Raw genomic sequence first — 19,883 nt, forward strand, 5'->3', positions numbered from 1 at the left:
GTTGCATGCCCGCGCAGGCGGGCAGTGATGTCCGGCTTAGGTCAAGCTGGCCAGAAACGTTTCCACTTCTTTCGGGGTCAATTCCACATGATCCCCCCGGGATAGCGAACGGGGCATTGTGAGTTTGCCGTAACGGATGCGAATAAGACGGCTGACCTCGACCCCCTGCGATTGCCACAGGCGGCGCACCTCCCGATTGCGGCCCTCCGTCAGCGTCACGTGATACCAGGCATTGGTCCCCTCACCGCCGCTGAATTCAATGCGCTTGAATTTCGCCATGCCGTCGTCCAGTTCAACCCCTTTCAACAGGGCTTTGATTGCTTCCTCAGAAACCTGGCCGTGTACCCGGACGGCATACTCCCGTTCCAGTTCAAATTTAGGATGCATGAGGCGGTTGGCCAAATCGCCATTGTTGGTAAAAATCAATAAACCAGAGGTATTAATATCAAGACGGCCTACCTGCACCCATCGTCCCTGGCGAAGCGGCGGCAATTTGTCGAAGACCGTGCGGCTGTGTTTGGGATCGCTGCGGCTTGAAATTTCACCTACCGGCTTATGGTAAAGCAAAATGCGTGTCTTTGCCTGTGCTTTCAGCGGATTGGCAATGACCTTGCCCTTGACAATGATTTTATCCTCAGGCCCTGCGCTGTCGCCCAGTTTGGCCACCGCACCATTGACACAGACCATGCCCATTTCTATCCAGCGTTCCATTTCGCGTCGAGAACCAAAGCCTGCCTGGCTCAGTATTTTCTGTAATCGTTCTGTTGTCATTTATTCTACACACTCTTCTGCTGATTCTTCGCGGATTGGGGCGGGTATGGCCTCTGTTATCTTAAGGGGCGGCAATTCATCAAGACTTCTTAAATTAAAATAATCAAGGAAGGCTCTGGTTGTGACATACACGGCGGGTTTGCCGGGAACATCACGATGTCCTGCGACCCGAATCCATTCCCGCTCCAACAAGGTTTTTAACATGGAACTGCTGACAGCGACCCCGCGGATGTCCTCGATGTCCGCCCGCGTTACGGGTTGCTTGTAAGCAATAATGGCTAAGGTTTCCAACAAGGCGCGGGAATATTTAGCCGGCTTCTCCGCATTGAGACGGTTTATCCAGTGACCATATTTTGCTTTGGTTTGAAAACAATAACCGCTTGCAACCTGTGTTAACTCAATACCCCGATCGCTGTAATCCTGTTTCAGCTCCAAAAGCGCCTGTTCCACGCGCTCAAGGCCCGGATTCTCCCACTCATTGAACACCGAAAGCAACTGTTGCATGCTTAACGCTTCCGAAGAACTCATCAACAAGGCTTCAAGGATGGCTTTTAATTGTTGATTATCCATGATCCACCGCCATAATATGAATCGGGCCGTAAAGGGCTCCCTGATTGATGATCACCAGTGACTGCCTTGCGAGTTCAAGAACGGCCAACAGGGTGACCGTCAGGCCCATTCGCCCTTCGGCCGTTGAAAAAAGACGCGTAAACAGCAGCGTTTTTTCCTGACTTAAGCGCTCGAGAACCATCGTCATTCGTTCACGAACCGACAATTGCTCACGACTGATCTGATGGTTGCTCTGATGGCCTTGTTTTTCAGCCAGTTGCCGCATCATTTCCGGCAATAAAGACAGTTCAACATCAGGATGAATGGTCATCACCGCCAGGCCAGTGGCCTGGATTTCAACCCGAAAATAATCACGTTCGCAACGCGGCAGCTCATCGAGGCTTTCCGCCGCCATTTTCATTTCCTCATAAGCTTTAAGCCTGCGCACCAGGGCCATGCGCGGGTCTTCTTCAGGTTCATCCCCGGCATTGGGAGTCGGCGGCAAAAGACAACGGGATTTAATTTCCGCGAGCATGGCCGCCATCACCAGGTAATCGGCAGCAAGCTCGAGGCGGGTCGTTTCAATCAGCTGGATGTACTGCATGTACTGCCGGGTAATATGCGCGATGGGGATATCCAGAATGTCGATATTCTGACGGCGAATGAGGTACAGCAGCAGATCCAGCGGACCTGAAAAACTGTCGAGGAGAACTTCCAGCGCATCGGGCGGAATAAACAGATCCGGCGGCATCTCGGTAAAGGGCTTACCGCTGACTAAAGCCAGAGCCGGTGCAGGATTATCCGCCAGGATTGGGTCCATTAATAATCCAGCCCCATCACTTCGCGGACATCATTCAGCGTTTTATTGGCTTCTTCCCTCGCTGCTTCACTGCCGTCTGCAACGATGCGCTTTACCGAACCCAAATCTTCCTCAAAATCCTTAATCGCGGCCTGAAGGGGTTTTAACTCCTGCTGAATGGCATCAACCACCGGACGTTTGCATTCAATGCAACCGATGCCGGCCGTGCGGCAGCCGGTTTGCACCCAGCCCTTCACATCGTCTGCGGAATAGATTTTGTGTAACTGCCAGACAGGGCACTTTTCAGGCTCTCCGGGATCGGTACGCTTGACCCGGGCAGGATCTGTCGGCATGGTCAGTATCTTTTTCTCGACCTGTTCAGGCTCTTCCCTAAGACTGATGGTGTTATTGTAGGATTTAGACATTTTCTGTCCGTCCGTCCCCGGCATTTTCGATGTCTCAGTCAGCAACGGGTGCGGCTCAGGGAGAATGATTTTTCCTGAACCATCCAGAAAGCCGAGCAGGCGTTCTTTGTCACCCAGCGACAGGTTATGCTGATTGGCAAGCAGGGCTTTGGCCGTGTTCAAGGACTCATGATCGCCATCCTGTTGAAACTGACGCCGTAATTCCGTATAGAGGCTGCCATTTTTCTTACCCATTTTTTTGATGGCTTCCATCGCCAGGGCTTCAAAATTAGGCTCTCGACCATAGATGTGATTAAAGCGACGCGCCACTTCGCGGGTTAATTCAATATGAGCCACCTGATCCTCGCCCACAGGGACATAATCGGCTTTGTACAGTAATACGTCAGCGCTCTGCAGCAGGGGGTAGCCTAGAAAACCATAGGTCGCCAAGTCCTTTTCGTGCAGTTTTTCCTGCTGATCTTTAAATGTGGGCACGCGCTCAAGCCAGCCAAGAGGGGTAATCATGGATAAAAGCAAATGAAGTTCGGCGTGTTCGGGCACCCAGGACTGGATGAAAATTTTGGAAAGGCTGGGGTTAATTCCGCATGCCAACCAGTCAATGACCATATCCCAAAGGATGGTTTCAATAAAGCCGGGTTCATCGTAACGGGTGGTGAGGCCATGCCAGTCAGCCACAAAGAAATAACAATCGTATTGATGTTGTAATTTCAACCAGTTTTTAATCACACCATGGTAGTGTCCAAGATGAAGACGACCACTGGCACGCATGCCAGAGACTACACGTTTACTCGCACTAAACAAGGCTGACATCGAACTCCTCAATGGTTAATTATTACTTAAAAGGTTCAGGATCCCCTTTCCCTTCCCGCAGAATGACAGGGTAATCGCCGGTTAAATCAACCACCGTGGTGGGTTCATAACCGCAATTCCCGCCATCGATGATCAAATCGACCTGATTGCCCAATAAATCCTGAATCGCTTCCGGCTGGCCCAAAGGGGCATTAGCGCCGGGCAGAATCAAAGTGGTGCTCATGAACGGCGTTTCCAGATGTTCAAGCAACGCCAGGGTAATGGTATTGTCCGGCACCCTCAAACCCAGTGTTTTTCGTTTGGGATGCAGCATTAAACGCGGCACCTCGTGGGTGGCATTCAGAATAAACGTGTAAGAGCCGGGCGTGAACGCCTTGAGAAGCCTGAAAATGGGATTGGACACGCGCGCATAGGTGCCAAGCTGCGACAAGTCGCGGCAAACCAGCGTCATGTTGTGGTTTTTATCAAGCTGCCTTAATTTGCGTATACGTTCCAGGGCGGCTTTATTCCCCAGTCTGCAGCCGAGGGCATAACCTGAATCCGTGGGATAAACCAGAATACCGCCCTCTTCAATGAGATTCGCTGCTTTTCTCAACAGCCGGGCCTGCGGATTATCAGGATGTATAGCAAAAAACTGACTCATTAATATCCCCTGTCAAATAGTCCATTGTTGCCATATAGGTGTACAGTTTAGCGGGAGTTGACGCTGACGTCCAAGGGAAATGCGCGACACCTGCGCGCCATGGTAATCCGACCCGGAAGAAGCCAGAAGCTCATAGCGAAGCGCCAATCCAGCCATCTCCTGGACCTGGGTGACGGTCATTTCACCGGATACGACTTCGATGCCCACGCCACCGGCTGACTTGAATTCGCTGACCAGTTCATGCAGTCGGGTGCGGGTTAAATTGTATTTTAAAGGATGAGCCAGAACCGCCTGCCCGCCGGCTTTCACAATCCCTGAAACGGCGTCAGGAATAGACAGCCAGGGCGTAGGGACATAGGCCGACCGACCACGCCCAAGATAGCGTTTAAACGCAGCCTGCCTGTCCATGGCCAATCTTTCCTCGACAAGCACCTGAGCAAAATGAGGCCGCCCTACCCGTTCATGCCCCGCTAAATCGCAGGCTTTTTGATATGCGTTATGAACACCGGCCAATTCAAGACGTTGGCCGATTTCACGGGCGCGATGGATTCGGCTTTCGTTTTGCTGCTCGTTGAGTTGGATTAACACCGGGTTATGCGGATCGATCATTAAACCCAGGACATGAATGTCGTATTTTTTCCAGCGGGTGCTGAGTTCGATGCCGTTAATCACGGTAAGTGACGCGTGTTGATTGGCCTGATGCAATGCCGCTAATCCGGCAACCGTGTCATGGTCTGTCAGCGCTAAAAGACTGACACCTGCCTCGACGGATTGCCTGACCAATTCTTCCGGGCTGTGCAGTCCGTCCGAGTAGTGGCTGTGGCAATGCAGATCAATCATAAGGGAATTAGGACTTAACGACACGGATTCATTCACTTTGAGTACTTTTTACCTAAAATTAGAGTAAATTGTCTATCATATCATAGTTTCGTGCTATTCGCTCATTTAAGCATTCTGACTTGCGGATAAACACGGTTATGAACTATCCTTTACTTAGAGTCACTCATTTCCATTTAACTAACATTGAGCAGTACACTACAGATTAAAAAGGTTTCCCTATCCCCTTTAAACATAAAGCGTCTTGCCAATCTATGTGGTGCCCTGCATGAAAACATCACCCTGCTCGAACGTCATTTCTCTCTGTCGGTTCGTGTTGCCAATGATCAGATTTTCCTTTCGGGACACTGCCTTAAGAATTTGTCCAGAGCGGAACAGGTTATTCAGCAATTGTACCGTGTTTCAGACAAGCCCATTGCCAAGGAAACGGTATTACCATTAATTCACGACGAGGAACCGCAAACGGTTATGAATCACCCAGTCAAATTAAGCCGAAAATCCATTCTTGCCAAAAACAGCAAACAGGTTGAATACCTGGAAAGTATCCAGCGCCATGATATTACCTTCGCCATAGGGCCTGCCGGTACCGGCAAAACCTACCTTGCTGTTTCCAAAGCCATTGAAGCCTTTGAGAAAGGCGAAGTCCAAAAACTTGTCTTTGTAAGGCCCGCTGTCGAGGCAGGCGAAAAACTGGGCTTTTTGCCTGGCGATCTGGTTGAAAAAGTATTGCCTTACCTGCGCCCGATTTACGATTCGCTTTACGAAATGATAGGCTTTAAGGAAGCGCAAAAATTAATCCAGAGCGATGTGATTGAAATTCTGCCCCTGGCCTTCATGCGCGGCCGCACCCTCAATGAAGCATTCATTATTCTTGATGAAGCACAAAACACCACCGTGGCGCAGATGAAAATGTTTTTAACACGCATGGGCTTTGGCTCCAAAGCCGTGATCACGGGGGACATGACCCAGACCGATTTGCCCAAGGGTATTCAATCCGGTCTTATCCATGCAGTGAAAATCCTTAAAGACATTGACAACATCGGCATTCATACGTTCACCAGCCGGGAAGTGGTGCGTCATCCGCTCGTGTCCCGCATAGTCGATTGTTATGAAGCCTCATCGAAGGAAGGCAAATCATGAGTTACGTGATAGACCTTCAGGTCGCCTGCGAGGACCCCCTGCCTGTCACCGAAGCCTCCCTGATTGCTTTCGCCGAATCAGCGCTGAAGGCGCACCGCAATAAAGCGGAGTTAACCCTGCGCCTGGTCAGCCCTGAGGAAATGATTGATTTGAATTCAACCTACAGGAAACAGCACAAAACCACCAACGTTCTGGCTTTTCCAGCCAATCTACCCGCCGCTATTGCCATGGATTATCCCTTGCTTGGCGATGTCATTGTATGCCCTGCCGTTTTACTGGCTGAAAGTCAGGCATTCAATAAAGCCCTGGATTTTCATTGGGCCCACATTGTCATTCATGGTGTCTTGCATTTACTGGGCTTTGACCACATGGAAGAAGACGAGGCCCGACTCATGCAGGCTCAGGAAATCCGTCTGCTGGCGGAACTTGGATTCACCAACCCTTATCTTGATGAGGATAATTACCTTGAGTAAAGAGGACGAAAACAGCTCCTGGTTCATACGTTTAAAACAATTTTTACAACTGGAGCCGAGAAATAAAGAGGAGTTAATCAGTCTGCTGCGTGATGCGCAGATCCGCGCGCTGATTGATTCAGAAACGCTGGGCATGATTGAAGGCGTGATTCAGTTTTCCCAGATGCGTGTCAGAGACATCATGCTGCCTAAAAAACAAATGGCCAGCATTTCCCAGAATGACAGCTTGAAACAAGTCATCGAAACAGTAACCAGTTCGGGTCATTCCCGCTTTCCGGTGACAGGGGATCACCCGGATGAAATCATCGGAATTCTGCATGCTAAGGATTTGTTAAGGTATCAGGCGCAAAATAATAGTGAGTTTGATTTAAACGACATTGTTCGCACAGCCACGTTTGTTCCAGAAAGTAAACGTCTGGATTTGTTGCTCAGCGAGTTTCGTACAAATCGAAACCACATGGCTCTTGTTGTCGATGAATACGGCGGCGTCAGCGGTTTTGTGACGATTGAAGATATCATTGAGCAGATTATCGGTGATATTGAGGACGAGTTTGATATTGATGAAGAGGCTTACATTAAAGAACATGGGGATGCGCAATACATTGTTAAGGCCCATACACCCATTGAAGAATTTAACGAGCAGCTTCATGCCAGTTTCAGCGATGAATCGTACGACACCATTGGCGGCATCGTCATGGCCAGCTTTGGTTATTTACCCAAACGCGGCGAAGTGACGACCATCGATGAATTTGAGTTTAAGGTGATAAATGCTGACGCGCGCCGCATTAAACTGCTGGCCTGTTATGACAAGCGCGCTGTATTTGAACATGAACCATTACCAGGACAACGAGTTAAATGAACAATAACATCCTAATTGTTGATGATGATACCGAACTGACTGATTTGCTTGTTCAGTACCTTGAACCCGAAGGTTTTCATGTCGTCTGCGCGCATGATGGTGAAAACGCGGTAAAACGGGCAGTCAATCAAACCTTTGATGCCATTATTCTGGATGTCATGCTGCCCAAATTGAACGGCTTTGAAGTACTCAAAGCCATCCGCGAACACACGCAGACACCGGTTCTGATGCTAACCGCACGGGGTGATGACATTGACCGCATTGTCGGACTTGAGATCGGCGCCGATGACTATTTACCCAAACCCTGCAATCCACGCGAACTGGTCGCCCACTTGAGGGCCATTTTGCGGCGCACGCAAAAAATGCCTGCTCACAGGCCCGTTATTGAACACCATGACATCGTGGTGGACTGCTCGAAACGCATTGTCACCTATCATGGAGACCCCATGGAACTGACCAATGCCGAATTCAATATTCTGGAAATGCTGATTAAATCGCCCGGTCAGGCCTTCTCCAAAGAGGAACTGACGGAATATGCCTTAGGCAGAAAATACACGGCTTACGATCGCAGCATCGATGTTCACATCAGCAATTTACGCAACAAGCTTGGCGATAATCCTGAGGGTGAACCTCTGGTCAAAACCGTTCGTGGATTCGGGTACATGTTTAATGCGTAGCCTGTATTGGAAAATTTTCCTGACCTTCTGGTTAGCCTCCAGCCTTATCATTCTGACTACGGCCTGGGTAACCAGCGAAATTGCGCAGAAATCTTCCATACCGGCCCGTGAACAGGTCTTTATGGACAGCTATGCCAATGCCGCCGTGGCCACATTTGAGTCCGGTCAGCATGCCGCATTAACCCAGTGGATGCAGCAAACCGGCACGTCAAAAAAGATGACCCTTTTTCTTTTGGTCAGTACCGGTGAAATCGTCAGCACCCATTCCCCGCCGCCGGTCGTGAAAACCATTGCCGATGAACTGGTCCATCAGCGTCTTGATGACGGTTTACTGAAATTTGGCGACATCGTTGTCAGTCATGAAATTTTGTCAACCACGGGCAAAGCGTATCGCCTGGTCGCCGTCAGCGAGAAACCACTGGCTCATTTTGTGCAAATTCCCTGGGCCGGTCTGACACTGCGCCTCCTGATTGCCATTTTTATCAGCGGCTTAATCTGTTATCTGCTCTCGATTTATTTAACCAAACCGCTGCGCTCCCTGCGTATGGCCGCCAAATCCATTGCCACTGGCAAATTAAATACCCGGGTTGGCCGCGTTAAAGGGCATCACCGCGATGAAATTGCCGAATTAAGCGGCGAATTTGATCGCATGGCAGAGCAATTGGAAAACATCATGAATTCCAAAGAAAGGCTTTTGCAGGATATCTCCCACGAGCTGCGCTCACCCCTGGCAAGATTGCAGATAGCCATCGAGATTGGGCGAAAAAAATCCAGTCGTGAGGCCGAAAGTGCTTTCTCGCGCATGGAAGAGGAATGCCTGCGCTTAAATACCCTCATTGGCGAGATACTCGAATTTGCGAGGCTCGATAAATCGGTCAACGAAATACACCTCTCGACGGTCGATATGCCTGTCTTGCTGCAGCAAATCGCTAAAGATGCCAATTTTGAGTCTGGTAATCAACGAGTGCACGTCATTTCCCGGGTCGATCATTTTATTTTAACGGTGGATGAGCGGCTTGTTCATCGGGCGATTGAAAACATCGTCCGTAATGCCTTACGGTATTCGCCCGCGGAAGAAGAAGTGTTTATCATTTTGTCGTTTAACGACGAGCGTTCATTGCTCTTCATCACCATTGAAGACCGCGGGCCAGGCGTACCCCAGGATCAGCTGGATAAAATTTTTAATCCCTTTTATCGGGTCGACACGTCGCGGGAGAAAAAAACCGGAGGTTACGGCCTGGGCTTATCCATTGCCCAGCAGGCCATTGCTCTTCACAATGGCAGCATTATCGCCAACAATCGCGCAGAAGGCGGATTACAGGTTATCATTACTTTGCCGGCAGGCGGCCTTTCATCCGATAAAGTCTGACATCGGCTCTGTAAGCAAATTTTTAGCATCTCAAACATTAAATTAACACTTTCTATAGTAATTTTCCTATGTTAATTTAATTGATTGATATCCCATCTGATTAAACCGATGAAAACAGCAGCCAAAAAGCTCCGCCATGCTAAACGCCTGGATAAAGCCAGTGGTGTTTTTTTTCTCATGGGTTTTATTTTTTCCAAACTGCAGACTATTCCCATTGTCTTTGTATCATCCATTTTCAATCTTTTATCGCTGATGTGTTACCTGACGGCTTATTCTCTCTGGCTTGCCGCCTGCGAGCGCTACCCTGATCACCCCCCGCGCGCGCAATCATGGTATGGCCTTGTCCAGTTTAAAAGCCAGCATAAAGTGGCAGCGGTCATGGGTACCCTGGCCATTCTGACTTGTCTGGCAGCCATTGCCTTTCCCCCTGCTCTAATCCCCTCAGCATGGCTCTTTCTCGTCAGCAATGTGTTATGGTGCATCGCAGAATACCATAAAATGCGCCATCCGCCAGTCTATGATGAGGATTATTCCTCTAAACGGCAGGCGGTGTACATGCGCTATGCGCTGTTGATGACCTCCGCAAGCCTTGTAACCGCGCTGGCCACGACGCTGGTTTTTTGTTTCCCTCCTGCGGCGTTGGCTACATTAATGACTGCCACCATTCTCTGCATTTTGATTAACCTGGCCGCTCTTCAGGACTGGGTTGCCTTTACCTGGGTTAAACATCCCCCCGACACATGGGATGAAAGCCATGCGCTTATAAACAATGAATTAGGCTGCGAGCCCGGGCATGAACTGGCATTGGAGGAGGAAGAAGAGGACGTTTCTATCGCGTCCTTGTCGTCTGAGGCGCCAAATTCCGGCGAAGGGACGCCATTACAGCCCATGTCGAGATCCACTGCTGTCTTTGATGACGAAGCATTGGGCGATGCGCCATTTACCCGCTTACAATCCACTTAAAATTCTTAACAATGGAGGGCTTGGATTACTGAAAGACTTCCGGTTAAAATGGGTTTTTGTTTATCTTGTCGTGGAAAATAGAATCAACACAGGATGTGATTAAGGATGTTAAATGGGTAAAATCGCTGAAATTTTTGCCAGTAAAATCGACGAGGTCAGCAATAAGGCGCTTAAATCCTTTCTTCTTAAACACTTCAATCCCAAGGCCGAAACCCAGGCCGCATTGTTCTGTAACGTTTCCTCATCATCACGTCAGGGGGTACTTCAGGGACGCGCCGCCCTTCTCGATAAGGAATTAAGCTACCAAAATCCCCTGAGCATGGTCTTTGCCTATGCTCCGGAAGAGGTCTGTAGCCAGGCAGCTGACGTGCTTCTTGCCATGGAAGCCCGTGACATGGTGGCGTTATTGTCCGCCTTCCGCACCCATCCTGCCAATGACTCATTGAATGAACGTGTCATGCACACGCTCATTCATTATGCCCCGCCGGCCACACGAAAAAAACTTCTGGCGGCCATCCAGTCCCTGCCCATGGATGACGTTGTCCTTCTCTTGTTCGGCAAAGATTATTTCAGCCGTTATTTCAGCGTTTTTATGGCGCTTTTAAATCCTGACGATCAGGAAAGCCTGAGTGATTTATTGTCCATCCTGCACAGTTACTCACAGAAGGAGGACAAGAAGGGTCAACTGTATGACTTATTGCAAACCGACCCTTTCCCATCCCGGGCTTACACCGCCCTCATTGATTTATTTAAACTACCGCTGACAGACGAACAGGCACTGCTTGTATTGTCCATTCTTGCAGTGTATGACAAAGACAGGTTAATGACATTAACCGCCGGCATCAGCGGTCAATTCAATCTGCTGCACCGCGTGTTTGAAAGCCAATCCGAAATTGTCGTCGCGAAACTTCTGACCATTCTTGAAAAACTGCCGGATGAGGAGTTGAAGTCATTATTGACTGCCCGGGCTTCTTTTAAGCAAAATGAAACGCCGCTATCCATCGCCTTTTCGCGCAAAAAGTGCCCGGGCATTGCCTGTCAGCTCATTGATTTTGTCAATAAACGACCGCCATTAAAGCCGTTATTGAAAGCCACATCCCTTCAACAACCCTTTTCGCCGGTGCATCATGCCGTGCTTCAACAAAACACCGCTGCTGTCGCCTATTACCTGAAACAGGAAAGCGACTGGGAGCACAAGAGCAGCATCGGCTCGAAGACGCTGCTCGATCTGGCCACTGAAAAACAGCATCATGATTTGGTTCACCTGATACAGATTCATCAGGCACGACTGAAAGACAACAGAGAGACACTGACTCATTTTATAACCCAAGCGGATGCCCATGCAGCCAGAGCCTGGGCTTACGAACTGGATGGAATAAAACCTGTCCCGCCAACCTGCACTGCCTTGCAGGCCGCATTCGAGCAGGTTAAACCCGCCTCCGTAAGCGATGCCCTTACCGACTATTGCCTCGAAAAAAAGGATACCTTTCTGTACTTCCTTTTATTGACAAGCAGGCTTCTTATCTCTCAAAACGGAGAACCTCTGGAATCGGCGGTCAGACGATTCATTGAAAACGCGCTGCGTGAACTGGATACGCAAGCCAGCCACGCCCTTGCCAATGGCCTGCAACTGCAATTAATCACCTTGTTTTTTACCCTGCCGTCCAGTGTTCAAATCCGGTGCATGGAACAGCTTCAACTGGATGGGCAACAGAAAAAGCAATGGGCTGCCGTTTTATTTCGCGGCCTGATTCAACCGGCTGTTTTTTCCACCTTGACGCTTAAAGAACATGAATTTTTCCTGGAAGCACTTAAGCAATTAAGCGGAGAACAAACCCTGCCTCTCGATTTGGCAACCCATTATCTGCTGCACGCCCCTTTAGAGCATTTGCCTCCGCAATGGGTATTGGTCTTAAGTGATCTGGTTTCAGTCTCTCAGCTAAACGAAATCATAAAAAAGAAACGCAACCCGGTGATTCTCCTGCTCACGCTGCAAAAACACCTGACCATGGGCAGCACGGATGAGGCGGCACTGGTTGATCTTTATAAGCAATGCGGGCAGGAATTGGCGTTAATCCGGCAGGATAAATCGCCAATGACTTCAAAAGAGAAGGTGTTATTGCTTAATTTGGCTCAGCATCCCAAGCTTAAGGAATGGATTAAGGAGCAGGCAGGAGACAGCTTAATCCCGCTGGTTAAACACACGTTTAAACATCTCTCAGCGAACACCGCCATTCTACCGCAAAGCCTTCTCAGGGACATGCTTCTGCAGCAGGCAAAAGCCCCGCAGACGACTTTAAATTCCGAAAATCAGGCGGTTTACTCCATTCTTTTCGCCACGGCCACGCCCAAAGAAACATCGGCCCTGCTTACCCATCTGCAGCCAACACTGGAACAGGCCGCCGCCCGTCGCGATGAGGTATTTCTTCAGACGAACCAGGCAGGGCTTTACGAATCCCTGCGTCGAGTACGAAGCCTCCGGTATAGACTGGATCTGGTGCCTTTTACAGAGCAACTGGAGGTCCTTCGTCAATCGCTGCCGCTTGAACCGGCGCTCGGCGAGTTTAAGCATCAGTTAGGCGTGCTATGCAACCTCCTGTCGAATAAACGGCTGGAAACGGCACCCTCATTGGTTTTCGACTCTGAGCTTAGGTCTTCGCTAAAAACAACCAGCGAGCTTTTTTCGGCACTGGACTTAAGGGGTGCTGAATTATTAAAAAACTCGCCCTGGCCCATAACCAGTTTTACTGAAATCATCAAACACATCCGCACGCTGGCGAAACATATTGATACCGAGGAAGCCAAGCTTACGGCCAGCCTGCCTGCTCAGCCGCTGCAGGAGCAGGATCATTTCCTCTCGCAGTTTCGACAGGCAGTGATCAAAGGATTGCGGAATAATACCCACATTGCAGAACAGCTCCCCTCGCTGTTTTACTGGTATTTTATGAGCTTTGACACCAGCAGCAATGACGGCATGCATGAGCAGATTCAGGCGCTGCGTGAACGGATTCCCGGCCAGTCCTGGACACCTATCCAGCAGCAACTGAATCAGTTCCTTTTGTTACGTCGTGAAGCCTCCCCTGTTATCCTTGCATTAAACACCCTGCTGAACGACAACCTGTTTTTTGGTCTGGATGCGTTGCTTCATTGCCTTGAAAAAATACCCGCGGCCACACTGGAACAATTTAAGGCTTATTGCGCCTTATGCCACCAGCGCGAGCTGGTGTCGATTCTGGATTACGTCATTGAATGCAAACTCCTGCAATTACCGCTTAAGTTAGAGGACGCACCGTCAGTAAACCCTTTCTCTACCATTGATCTCTGGCTTAAAGATTCTTTGAATTCGCTGGAAAAACAGGCTGCCAGAGCCGTGTCATGCAATGCATTAATCAGTGGATTCGATTTAAAAGCGCATCCGGTTTCTGAGCTGAAGCGTTTAAATCGGTTCATTGCCGATCAGGACGTGTCCCTGGATGCCAAAACCCTGGCTATTTTTATCAGTACTGCAACTGATTCGCTGGAGAAATCGCCGCCTCAGGGTGTCAATGACTTTATTCTAACCTTGAATGAATTGCTGAATGCTCATCGCATCCTGATCGTGACGGAGATGATTAATCAGCTTCCCTCTTCCGTAATCACATCGCTGACGAAGCATTGCCTTGCAGGATTAAACAGCAACGACAGGGCAATAAAGCAGGCAAGCCGGAATATAATGACCCTGCTCTGCCAGTGCGCGTCACAGTCGGAAGAGAATCTTGCGATCATTAAATCGAATCTGGGAGCTCAGGATTTGAGTTTACTCGGTGATGAGCAACTCATCAAAATGGCAGGGCATGTTTTAAAGCAGGAACACGCCACGCTTGCCGAATCCACACTGAACGGGGTTTGGATCCAGCGTCTTCTCACCTCACCGCAATTCGTCGCAGTCAGCACGCCAGAAGCTATACGTGCCTTGCTGGAACGCTACCGCTTTTTGTCGCTGACTCTGAAACAGGCCGAGTTTGAGCAACTGAATGCCCATATTAAGAGCCAGATGGTCTTCTTCAAACACCATGCCGTCAAGCTTGCCGAGGTAGATGAACAAATGGCCGCCAATGCCAGTCTTCGCGCCCGCCTATTGGAAAAACGTCAACGCCTGTTGCAATTTCGCGCCGATGACAGCATTCGTGCCTTGCTGATGCAATTGGAGGATGCCTGTTTTGCGCTGCGGAAAGACAACCCGGCCATGGCCAATGCCGCGCTTAACGTGCTTTATGCACATTACAATGCCAGCTTAAGCAGCCTGCGATCCGACTGGTTATTTAAAGTAGCTGACTTTGTTTTTGAACAAAGCACAGCCAGCAAGGGTGACCTGGCATTGGCGCAAAATACTTTCCTTGGTTGGCTGCAAAAATATTTACCTCATAAAAATTTTGAGCAAAGCGAATTGGCCCGCAAACAATCCGTTCTGCTCTACGATGTCGCCGGCAAAGAAATCGGCTTTATCAATGAAGCCAATCAAGCCATGACGTTTGTGGACGATATTCCCAAACCGTTAATCGAATTACGAGGCTACAGTGCGGGCATGCAGTTTTACGACAACAACCGCTATACCCTTGGCTTTCTTCTGCCTTCCGGCGAAGTCAAACGGATTAACCTGTTTCAGAGAGAAACGAGCGCCCTGTTGTTAGCCAAAGTTCCTGTCGAACAGTTATCCGCCACAACCGCAACCATGGAGTTGTTGCTGGCCGATGCCATCAATGAAGACTCATTGCCACGTCTTTATCAGGAAAGCGACACAGAAAAACTGGCCTGGATAAAACAACAGGTGGAAGCCTATGCGAGAAAGACCACTAAACCGCTGCCACGCGCTTTTTTTGAGTTGTTGATCCTGGAGCATGGCCCCGAGGCTTCGTTTAACCTGCTCGCTGTCATGCCTTCAAGCCAAAACAGCCATTCATTGTTTCAAACCATTCTTGAACAGGAAGGCGCGCGAGAACAATTATTCAGCAAAGAACGAATCGCCGTGTTTCAAGCCTACCTGGATAAACACGATCCCGCCCTCATTATGGCAGACTTTCTCGAAAAACATCATTCCAAACCCTATTTTGCTCAGGGGTTACAGGCTTTCGCAGACTATGCTGCTTCGCACAATCAACGCGATATTCTTCTTCGCGCCTTAACTTGTCTTCAGGAAAAAAGACAGAAAAACACGGTACTTGACAAGCAGTGGGATACACTGTTGACGGCTTTGATAGCAAAAGACAATATCGCCAAAATGGTTTGGCGGGCTTTTCTCGATGCGGACATCAACTCCCCTTTAGACACCATGGACAGCACCCTGTCAGGGTTGACGGCTTTCTTCCACAGAGTGCATTGCACGCCGGCCATTTCCGCTGTTAACTGTTTAAAAATCAATGACTTGTCCACGAGTTACCAATACCGTCTGCTGTTACTGATTCTTCACCGGCAACGTCAGGATTTCTTTCAACGGGTCGAATTGCGTTACAGCCCGGATCATTGGACGAACGAGGAATTGAGTAGCTACAGCCTGTTTGTCAAACGGCATTTCGGTCTCGCCGGTACGCTGGATAACAATAAAAAAATCGGCAAAAAATTATTAAGTGAGCTGGTCTTTCGCACAGCCAATTGCGGTAATACGTCACTGTTTTATCACCACAATCAATTTGACAGTCAACTGGCCGGCCTGAAATTTGAACGAAGCACCCTCAACGCCATCGCCGCCCGTAATTTTTTACCCCCGGCCTTTAAGGAGAAACTGCAGGAGGTAGTTGACACCTTAGCCAACTGGTTTAATGGCAAAGCGCCGCAAACGAAAAAAACCATCCAGGAATTAAAAGCCAACAAAGCCATTATTGATTGGAAAGAAATCAATAAACAAAGCTGGGCCATCACCGATTCCGTAAAAATGCCTTTAATCAGTGCCTACCTTGCGAATTACTCCGGTGACGTGTTGCCTTTAAAAAACCTGCTTAACGATTATTGCAAGACACCAAAGGCTGATTTGCTGCCGCTTTCAGAGGTGATGATTAAACTGCCAAACCGTAATGTCAGCCCCTGCATTTTTCAAGCGCTTGAACATTGCTTTACAGCCAACCCCTCCCGGATGGACTACACTCTGTTCAGTCAAATGGCCGCCCACCATGCCCAAAACCATCTCAAGCGTCAATCCTACACCCCTGAACAATGCCAACTGGCTTTGATCGAACATTTCGGGCAACAGAAAAAATATGATCTCGTCAGGCATGCCTGCGAGCTGCATAAAACCAACAGCAAAGAGAAAAAAACCAATCAAAAAATAGAACGAATTCATTTGGAAGCCGTGGTGGAGGGCGAGTTAAACGCCCATGTAGGCAGTTGGTATTTTAAATTCTGGCAACTGATTAAACGGTGGTGGCATTATGGCATTACCGGCAGTAAAACGCCGTCGGCTGCTGTGGTTTTTTGTGACAAGGAAAGCCTCTATGATTCGCCGGTTGTGGTGCCAAAGACGATTACGACACCCGAATTAAACGGGGGGCATATCGAAGCGCAATTGAACATGCACCAGAAATTAAAAAATTTAAAGCAACGCTATGACGTGTTTGTCGCACAACAACCCAAAAATAAAACGGACGCGTTACCACCGGTGATGGATATTAAAAAATTATTTTTCCACCCCATTGAACCCATTCAAGTGGAGTCCGTCCAGCCTGCGTCACGTGAAGAAATGGTTTACTAGATCAGGGACTCACCAAAGCCAGAAGACGCACCCAGGCTTCGGTAGCGCCCTGGACTTTTGTGGGGAGAATTAAGGCAAAACTGCCTTTGGCAGGAAGTCTGTCCGCATTAGCCACGTTTTCAACGAGGTATCGTTTTGACCCCAGTATGATTTGATGAACCGGATAGCCGCCATCCGGCCTGTCCGGTGACAGGGTATCGATGCCAAGCCCCGCAATGTCGCGCTTCAGCAATAATTCAGCCGTTTCTTTAGCCACGCAGGGAAAAACCAGATTGTTACGGTATTTTATTGGATCGGCCCAAAATCGGGCCCAGCCGGTATGAAACACCACAAAACTGCGGGGAGGCACCGGCCCGTGCTGTTGTTCAAACGCGATGAGATCATCTGGGCTGATGCGATAGCTGGCATGGGCTTTCGCCGACACATCAATCATCACACAGGGCACAAGCAAATCGCTTAGGGGCAGTTTGTCCACGGTAAGGCCATGGGGAATGCAGTGAGCGGGCGCATCGAGGTGGGTGCCCAGACCAGCCTCAAGAGTAAATTGTTGTACACAAAAAGGCGGTTCTGTAGTACATTGCCCGTAATCGAGCAAAACCTCCTGCTTAAATCCGACAGTCCCTTCCCAGGTTGGGATGGCGGGCGTAAGGGTGTGGGTTAAATCAATCACGTGGTAAGGAAACGTCATTTTTGTCCCCGCCTTTTATCCGGTATGGCTTTGCTTTAAATATCAATCAATTCTAAATGGAAATTACTGCGGTGGCCATGCAAAATAAAACATTGCAATCCTATCTTTTCCCCTCGTTGCTGCTTTTATCGATAGTTGGCGGCGGCGCCGCCGGTTATTGGTTTCCACAGGAGGTTAAATGCCTTAAACCCTTAGGCGATATTTTTTTAAATTTAATTTTTACAGTGATTGTTCCCCTCATTTTTTTCAGTGTGTCTTCAGCGATTGCCAAAGCAGGCTCATTAAATAAACTGGGTAAAATCATGGGCAGTATGGCCGTGGTTTTTGTATTAACCGGATTCATTGCTGCCTTGTATGCCCTGCTCGTCGTCAAGCTCTTTCCACCGGCACAAGGGGTTTATTTGCCCTTACCGCCAACCCCCGGCAGTGAAACCGTTCATTTTTCAGAACAGCTGGTTGGTATGTTTACGGTACCGGATTTCAGCCAGCTTCTGTCCCATCACCACATGCTGGCCCTGATTGTTTTTTCGATACTGATTGGACTGGCGCTGACGCATCATCCAAACCCGGCTTTTTTTAGTTTTTTAAAAGCCGGCGATGCGGTTTTTATGCGGGTATTTACCTTGATTATGAGGGTTGCCCCCTTTGGCTTTTTTGCTTATTTTGCCGTATTGGTGAGTGAACTGGGGCCACAGTTGCTGAGCAATTATCTTCGCATTGCCGTACTCTATTCCGCCTGTGCCCTGATTTATTTTGTCATTGGGTTAAGTGGTTACGCTTTTGTTGCAGGAAAAAAGGCCGGTTTGGTTTTGTTCTGGAAAAATATGCTGTTGCCGGCCACCACCGCCCTGGCGACCTGCTCCAGTGCAGCCAGTATTCCTGCTAATCTGTATGCCGCCAGGGCCATGCGCGTGCCTTCGGAAATCACTGAAACGGTTATTCCGTTAGGCACCCTGATTCACAAAGACGGCTCCGTCATTGGCGGCGTGTTCAAAATTGCCTTTCTATTTGGACTTTTTCATCTTGATTTTAACGGCCTTGCGGTGCTGACGCTGGCCGTTGGCGTTTCCGTACTGGTCGGCACGGTGATGGGCGCCATACCGAGCGGCGGCATGCTGGGAGAGTTGCTGATTTTAAACGTCTACGGGTTCCCGCCTTCGGTTCTGATTGCTGTAGCGGCCATCAGCATTATCATCGATCCCGTTGCCACCCTACTTAATGTCACCACCAATACCGCGAGCAGCCTGATGATTACGCGGTTGGTGGAAGGGAAAGGCTGGCTTTCATCGCAGGCATTGCCAAGCCCGCCCGAGGTTGACGATGCCCCGTCTGTCGAACTGCCGTCATTCCGGTAAGTGAATAACGCCTTCAAGATAAAGCTGGCACGCACCGCTTAACAAGACGCGGTTGCCTCTGACCTCGCAACTTAATTCACCGCGTCGGCGACCCCCCTGTTGTGCGGTTATTTTGTCTTTACCGAACTGTTCGCACCAATAAGGGGCAATCACACAATGGGCCGATCCCGTGACCGGATCCTCCGGTACATCACACCCCGGATAAAAACACCGTGAATACACATCAGTCCGTGTTGAGGGCGCCGTTAAAATCAGCCCGCGGTAATCCAGTTGAGCCACGGCCTCAAGGTGGGGTTTTGCAGAAACCACCTCCGCCTCGTCCTCATAAACAAACATCAAATCAAAACGGCTTTTAAATACCTTCGCGGGTTTTGGCAAGCCGGTTATCCCGTACTCAGGCTGCCAGGATATTTCTTCATAGGGCAAAGCAGGAAAGTCCATCATGAACCCCTGTGGCTGCCGCGAAACGACAAGCTCGCCGCTTAAACAGGTAAATGAAATGGTTTGCCGGGTATAATTGAGTTTCTCAAAAAGAACATACGCACTGGCTAAAGTCGCATGGCCACAGAGTTCAATTTCTTCATTTGGCGTAAACCAGCGCAAATGAAAGCCATCCTCTTTCGGAACAAAAAAAGCGGTTTCGGAAAGATTATTTTCACTGGCAATGGCCTGCATCAGATGATCAGGCAGCCATTCCTGCAAAGGGCAGACGGCGGCAGGATTGCCGCGAAAGAGGGATGAGGCAAAGGCATCGACTTGATAGAGGGTTACTGTTTTCATTGATTACTCCTGAATAACTGGGTA

At 49.2% G+C, this 19,883-nt stretch carries 16 protein-coding genes; 8 read left to right on the top strand and 8 right to left on the bottom strand.

What is annotated here, in order from left to right:
• Positions 1-36: 36 nt before the first annotated feature.
• Genes rluB through Lrub_RS02755 form a run of 6 tightly spaced genes read right to left on the bottom strand, consistent with a single transcriptional unit; the run spans position 37 to position 4,837 of the window.
• A complete protein-coding gene (gene rluB, locus Lrub_RS02730; protein WP_058530675.1) occupies positions 37-771 on the bottom strand; it encodes a 23S rRNA pseudouridine(2605) synthase RluB in 735 nt (244 codons plus the stop codon).
• Positions 772-1,341, bottom strand: coding sequence for an SMC-Scp complex subunit ScpB (gene scpB, locus Lrub_RS02735; protein WP_058530676.1), 570 nt, complete (start codon positions 1,339-1,341; stop codon positions 772-774). It lies immediately after the preceding gene.
• Positions 1,334-2,140 carry a segregation and condensation protein A gene (locus Lrub_RS02740; protein WP_058530677.1) on the bottom strand — a complete coding sequence of 269 codons (807 nt, stop codon included), beginning with the start codon at positions 2,138-2,140 and terminating at the stop codon, positions 1,334-1,336. The genes scpB and Lrub_RS02740 overlap by 8 nt, the downstream gene beginning before the upstream one ends.
• The gene (locus tag Lrub_RS02745) at positions 2,140-3,354 is read right to left on the bottom strand and encodes a tryptophan--tRNA ligase (RefSeq protein ID WP_058530678.1); all 1,215 of its coding nucleotides are present in this window, start codon (positions 3,352-3,354) and stop codon (positions 2,140-2,142) included. Before Lrub_RS02745 ends, Lrub_RS02740 begins: the two co-directional genes overlap by 1 nt.
• 22 nt (positions 3,355-3,376) lie before the next feature.
• Positions 3,377-3,997, bottom strand: a complete 621-nt coding sequence (locus tag Lrub_RS02750) for an L-threonylcarbamoyladenylate synthase (RefSeq protein ID WP_058530679.1) — start codon at positions 3,995-3,997, stop codon at positions 3,377-3,379.
• Between the two features lie 12 nt (positions 3,998-4,009).
• Positions 4,010-4,837, bottom strand: coding sequence for a PHP domain-containing protein (locus Lrub_RS02755; protein ID WP_058530680.1), 828 nt, complete (start codon positions 4,835-4,837; stop codon positions 4,010-4,012).
• A 183-nt stretch (positions 4,838-5,020) separates the two neighbouring features.
• Between Lrub_RS02755 and Lrub_RS02760 the strand changes: the two genes are divergently transcribed.
• From Lrub_RS02760 to Lrub_RS02790, 7 genes are all read left to right on the top strand, one after another.
• On the top strand, positions 5,021-5,974 hold the full coding sequence (locus Lrub_RS02760) for a PhoH family protein (RefSeq protein WP_058530681.1): 954 nt from the start codon (positions 5,021-5,023) through the stop codon (positions 5,972-5,974).
• Positions 5,971-6,447 (top strand): rRNA maturation RNase YbeY, encoded by a 477-nt coding sequence (ybeY, locus tag Lrub_RS02765; RefSeq protein WP_058530682.1) that lies wholly within the window; start codon positions 5,971-5,973, stop codon positions 6,445-6,447. Before Lrub_RS02760 ends, ybeY begins: the two co-directional genes overlap by 4 nt.
• On the top strand, positions 6,425-7,306 hold the full coding sequence (locus tag Lrub_RS02770; RefSeq protein ID WP_133134085.1) for an HlyC/CorC family transporter: 882 nt from the start codon (positions 6,425-6,427) through the stop codon (positions 7,304-7,306). Before ybeY ends, Lrub_RS02770 begins: the two co-directional genes overlap by 23 nt.
• A complete protein-coding gene (gene cpxR / locus Lrub_RS02775; RefSeq protein WP_058530684.1) occupies positions 7,303-7,983 on the top strand; it encodes a two-component system response regulator CpxR in 681 nt (226 codons plus the stop codon). The genes Lrub_RS02770 and cpxR overlap by 4 nt, the downstream gene beginning before the upstream one ends.
• Complete coding sequence (gene cpxA, locus Lrub_RS02780) at positions 7,976-9,352, top strand: two-component system sensor histidine kinase CpxA (protein WP_058530685.1); 1,377 nt, start codon at positions 7,976-7,978, stop codon at positions 9,350-9,352. The genes cpxR and cpxA overlap by 8 nt, the downstream gene beginning before the upstream one ends.
• Before the next feature lie 108 nt (positions 9,353-9,460).
• Entirely contained in the window at positions 9,461-10,315 is an 855-nt protein-coding gene (locus Lrub_RS02785; RefSeq protein ID WP_058530686.1) for a hypothetical protein, read from the top strand.
• A gap of 112 nt (positions 10,316-10,427) precedes the next feature.
• Positions 10,428-17,036, top strand: coding sequence for a hypothetical protein (locus tag Lrub_RS02790; RefSeq protein WP_058530687.1), 6,609 nt, complete (start codon positions 10,428-10,430; stop codon positions 17,034-17,036).
• A gap of 1 nt (position 17,037) precedes the next feature.
• Here Lrub_RS02790 and Lrub_RS02795 read toward each other — a convergent pair whose 3' ends face one another.
• Entirely contained in the window at positions 17,038-17,724 is a 687-nt protein-coding gene (locus tag Lrub_RS02795) for a cyclase family protein (RefSeq protein WP_058530688.1), read from the bottom strand.
• A 71-nt stretch (positions 17,725-17,795) separates the two neighbouring features.
• On the opposite strand from Lrub_RS02795, the gene Lrub_RS02800 reads away from it, so the two are divergent.
• Positions 17,796-19,079: a dicarboxylate/amino acid:cation symporter gene (locus Lrub_RS02800; protein WP_420324339.1), complete on the top strand. Its 1,284-nt coding sequence runs from the start codon at positions 17,796-17,798 to the stop codon at positions 19,077-19,079.
• On the opposite strand, the gene Lrub_RS02805 is transcribed toward Lrub_RS02800, so the two are convergent.
• Positions 19,068-19,859 carry a PhzF family phenazine biosynthesis protein gene (locus tag Lrub_RS02805; RefSeq protein ID WP_058530689.1) on the bottom strand — a complete coding sequence of 264 codons (792 nt, stop codon included), beginning with the start codon at positions 19,857-19,859 and terminating at the stop codon, positions 19,068-19,070. The two genes, Lrub_RS02800 and Lrub_RS02805, sit on opposite strands and share 12 nt — an antisense overlap.
• Positions 19,860-19,883: the final 24 nt, after the last annotated feature.

Source organism: Legionella rubrilucens (assembly GCF_001468125.1).
Lineage (GTDB): Bacteria > Pseudomonadota > Gammaproteobacteria > Legionellales > Legionellaceae > Legionella_C > Legionella_C rubrilucens.

Bases quoted from the DNA above. Each gene is read 5' to 3' on its own strand.
- rluB (WP_058530675.1), bottom strand. From the start codon at position 771: ATGACAACAGAACGATTACAGAAAATACTGAGCCAGGCAGGCTTTGGT.
- scpB (WP_058530676.1), bottom strand. From the start codon at position 1,341: ATGGATAATCAACAATTAAAAGCCATCCTTGAAGCCTTGTTGATGAGT.
- Lrub_RS02740 (WP_058530677.1), bottom strand. From the start codon at position 2,140: ATGGACCCAATCCTGGCGGATAATCCTGCACCGGCTCTGGCTTTAGTC.
- Lrub_RS02745 (WP_058530678.1), bottom strand. From the start codon at position 3,354: ATGTCAGCCTTGTTTAGTGCGAGTAAACGTGTAGTCTCTGGCATGCGT.
- Lrub_RS02750 (WP_058530679.1), bottom strand. From the start codon at position 3,997: ATGAGTCAGTTTTTTGCTATACATCCTGATAATCCGCAGGCCCGGCTG.
- Lrub_RS02755 (WP_058530680.1), bottom strand. From the start codon at position 4,837: ATGATTGATCTGCATTGCCACAGCCACTACTCGGACGGACTGCACAGC.
- ybeY (WP_058530682.1), top strand. From the start codon at position 5,971: ATGAGTTACGTGATAGACCTTCAGGTCGCCTGCGAGGACCCCCTGCCT.
- Lrub_RS02770 (WP_133134085.1), top strand. From the start codon at position 6,425: ATGAGGATAATTACCTTGAGTAAAGAGGACGAAAACAGCTCCTGGTTC.
- cpxR (WP_058530684.1), top strand. From the start codon at position 7,303: ATGAACAATAACATCCTAATTGTTGATGATGATACCGAACTGACTGAT.
- cpxA (WP_058530685.1), top strand. From the start codon at position 7,976: ATGCGTAGCCTGTATTGGAAAATTTTCCTGACCTTCTGGTTAGCCTCC.
- Lrub_RS02785 (WP_058530686.1), top strand. From the start codon at position 9,461: ATGAAAACAGCAGCCAAAAAGCTCCGCCATGCTAAACGCCTGGATAAA.
- Lrub_RS02790 (WP_058530687.1), top strand. From the start codon at position 10,428: ATGGGTAAAATCGCTGAAATTTTTGCCAGTAAAATCGACGAGGTCAGC.
- Lrub_RS02795 (WP_058530688.1), bottom strand. From the start codon at position 17,724: ATGACGTTTCCTTACCACGTGATTGATTTAACCCACACCCTTACGCCC.
- Lrub_RS02805 (WP_058530689.1), bottom strand. From the start codon at position 19,859: ATGAAAACAGTAACCCTCTATCAAGTCGATGCCTTTGCCTCATCCCTC.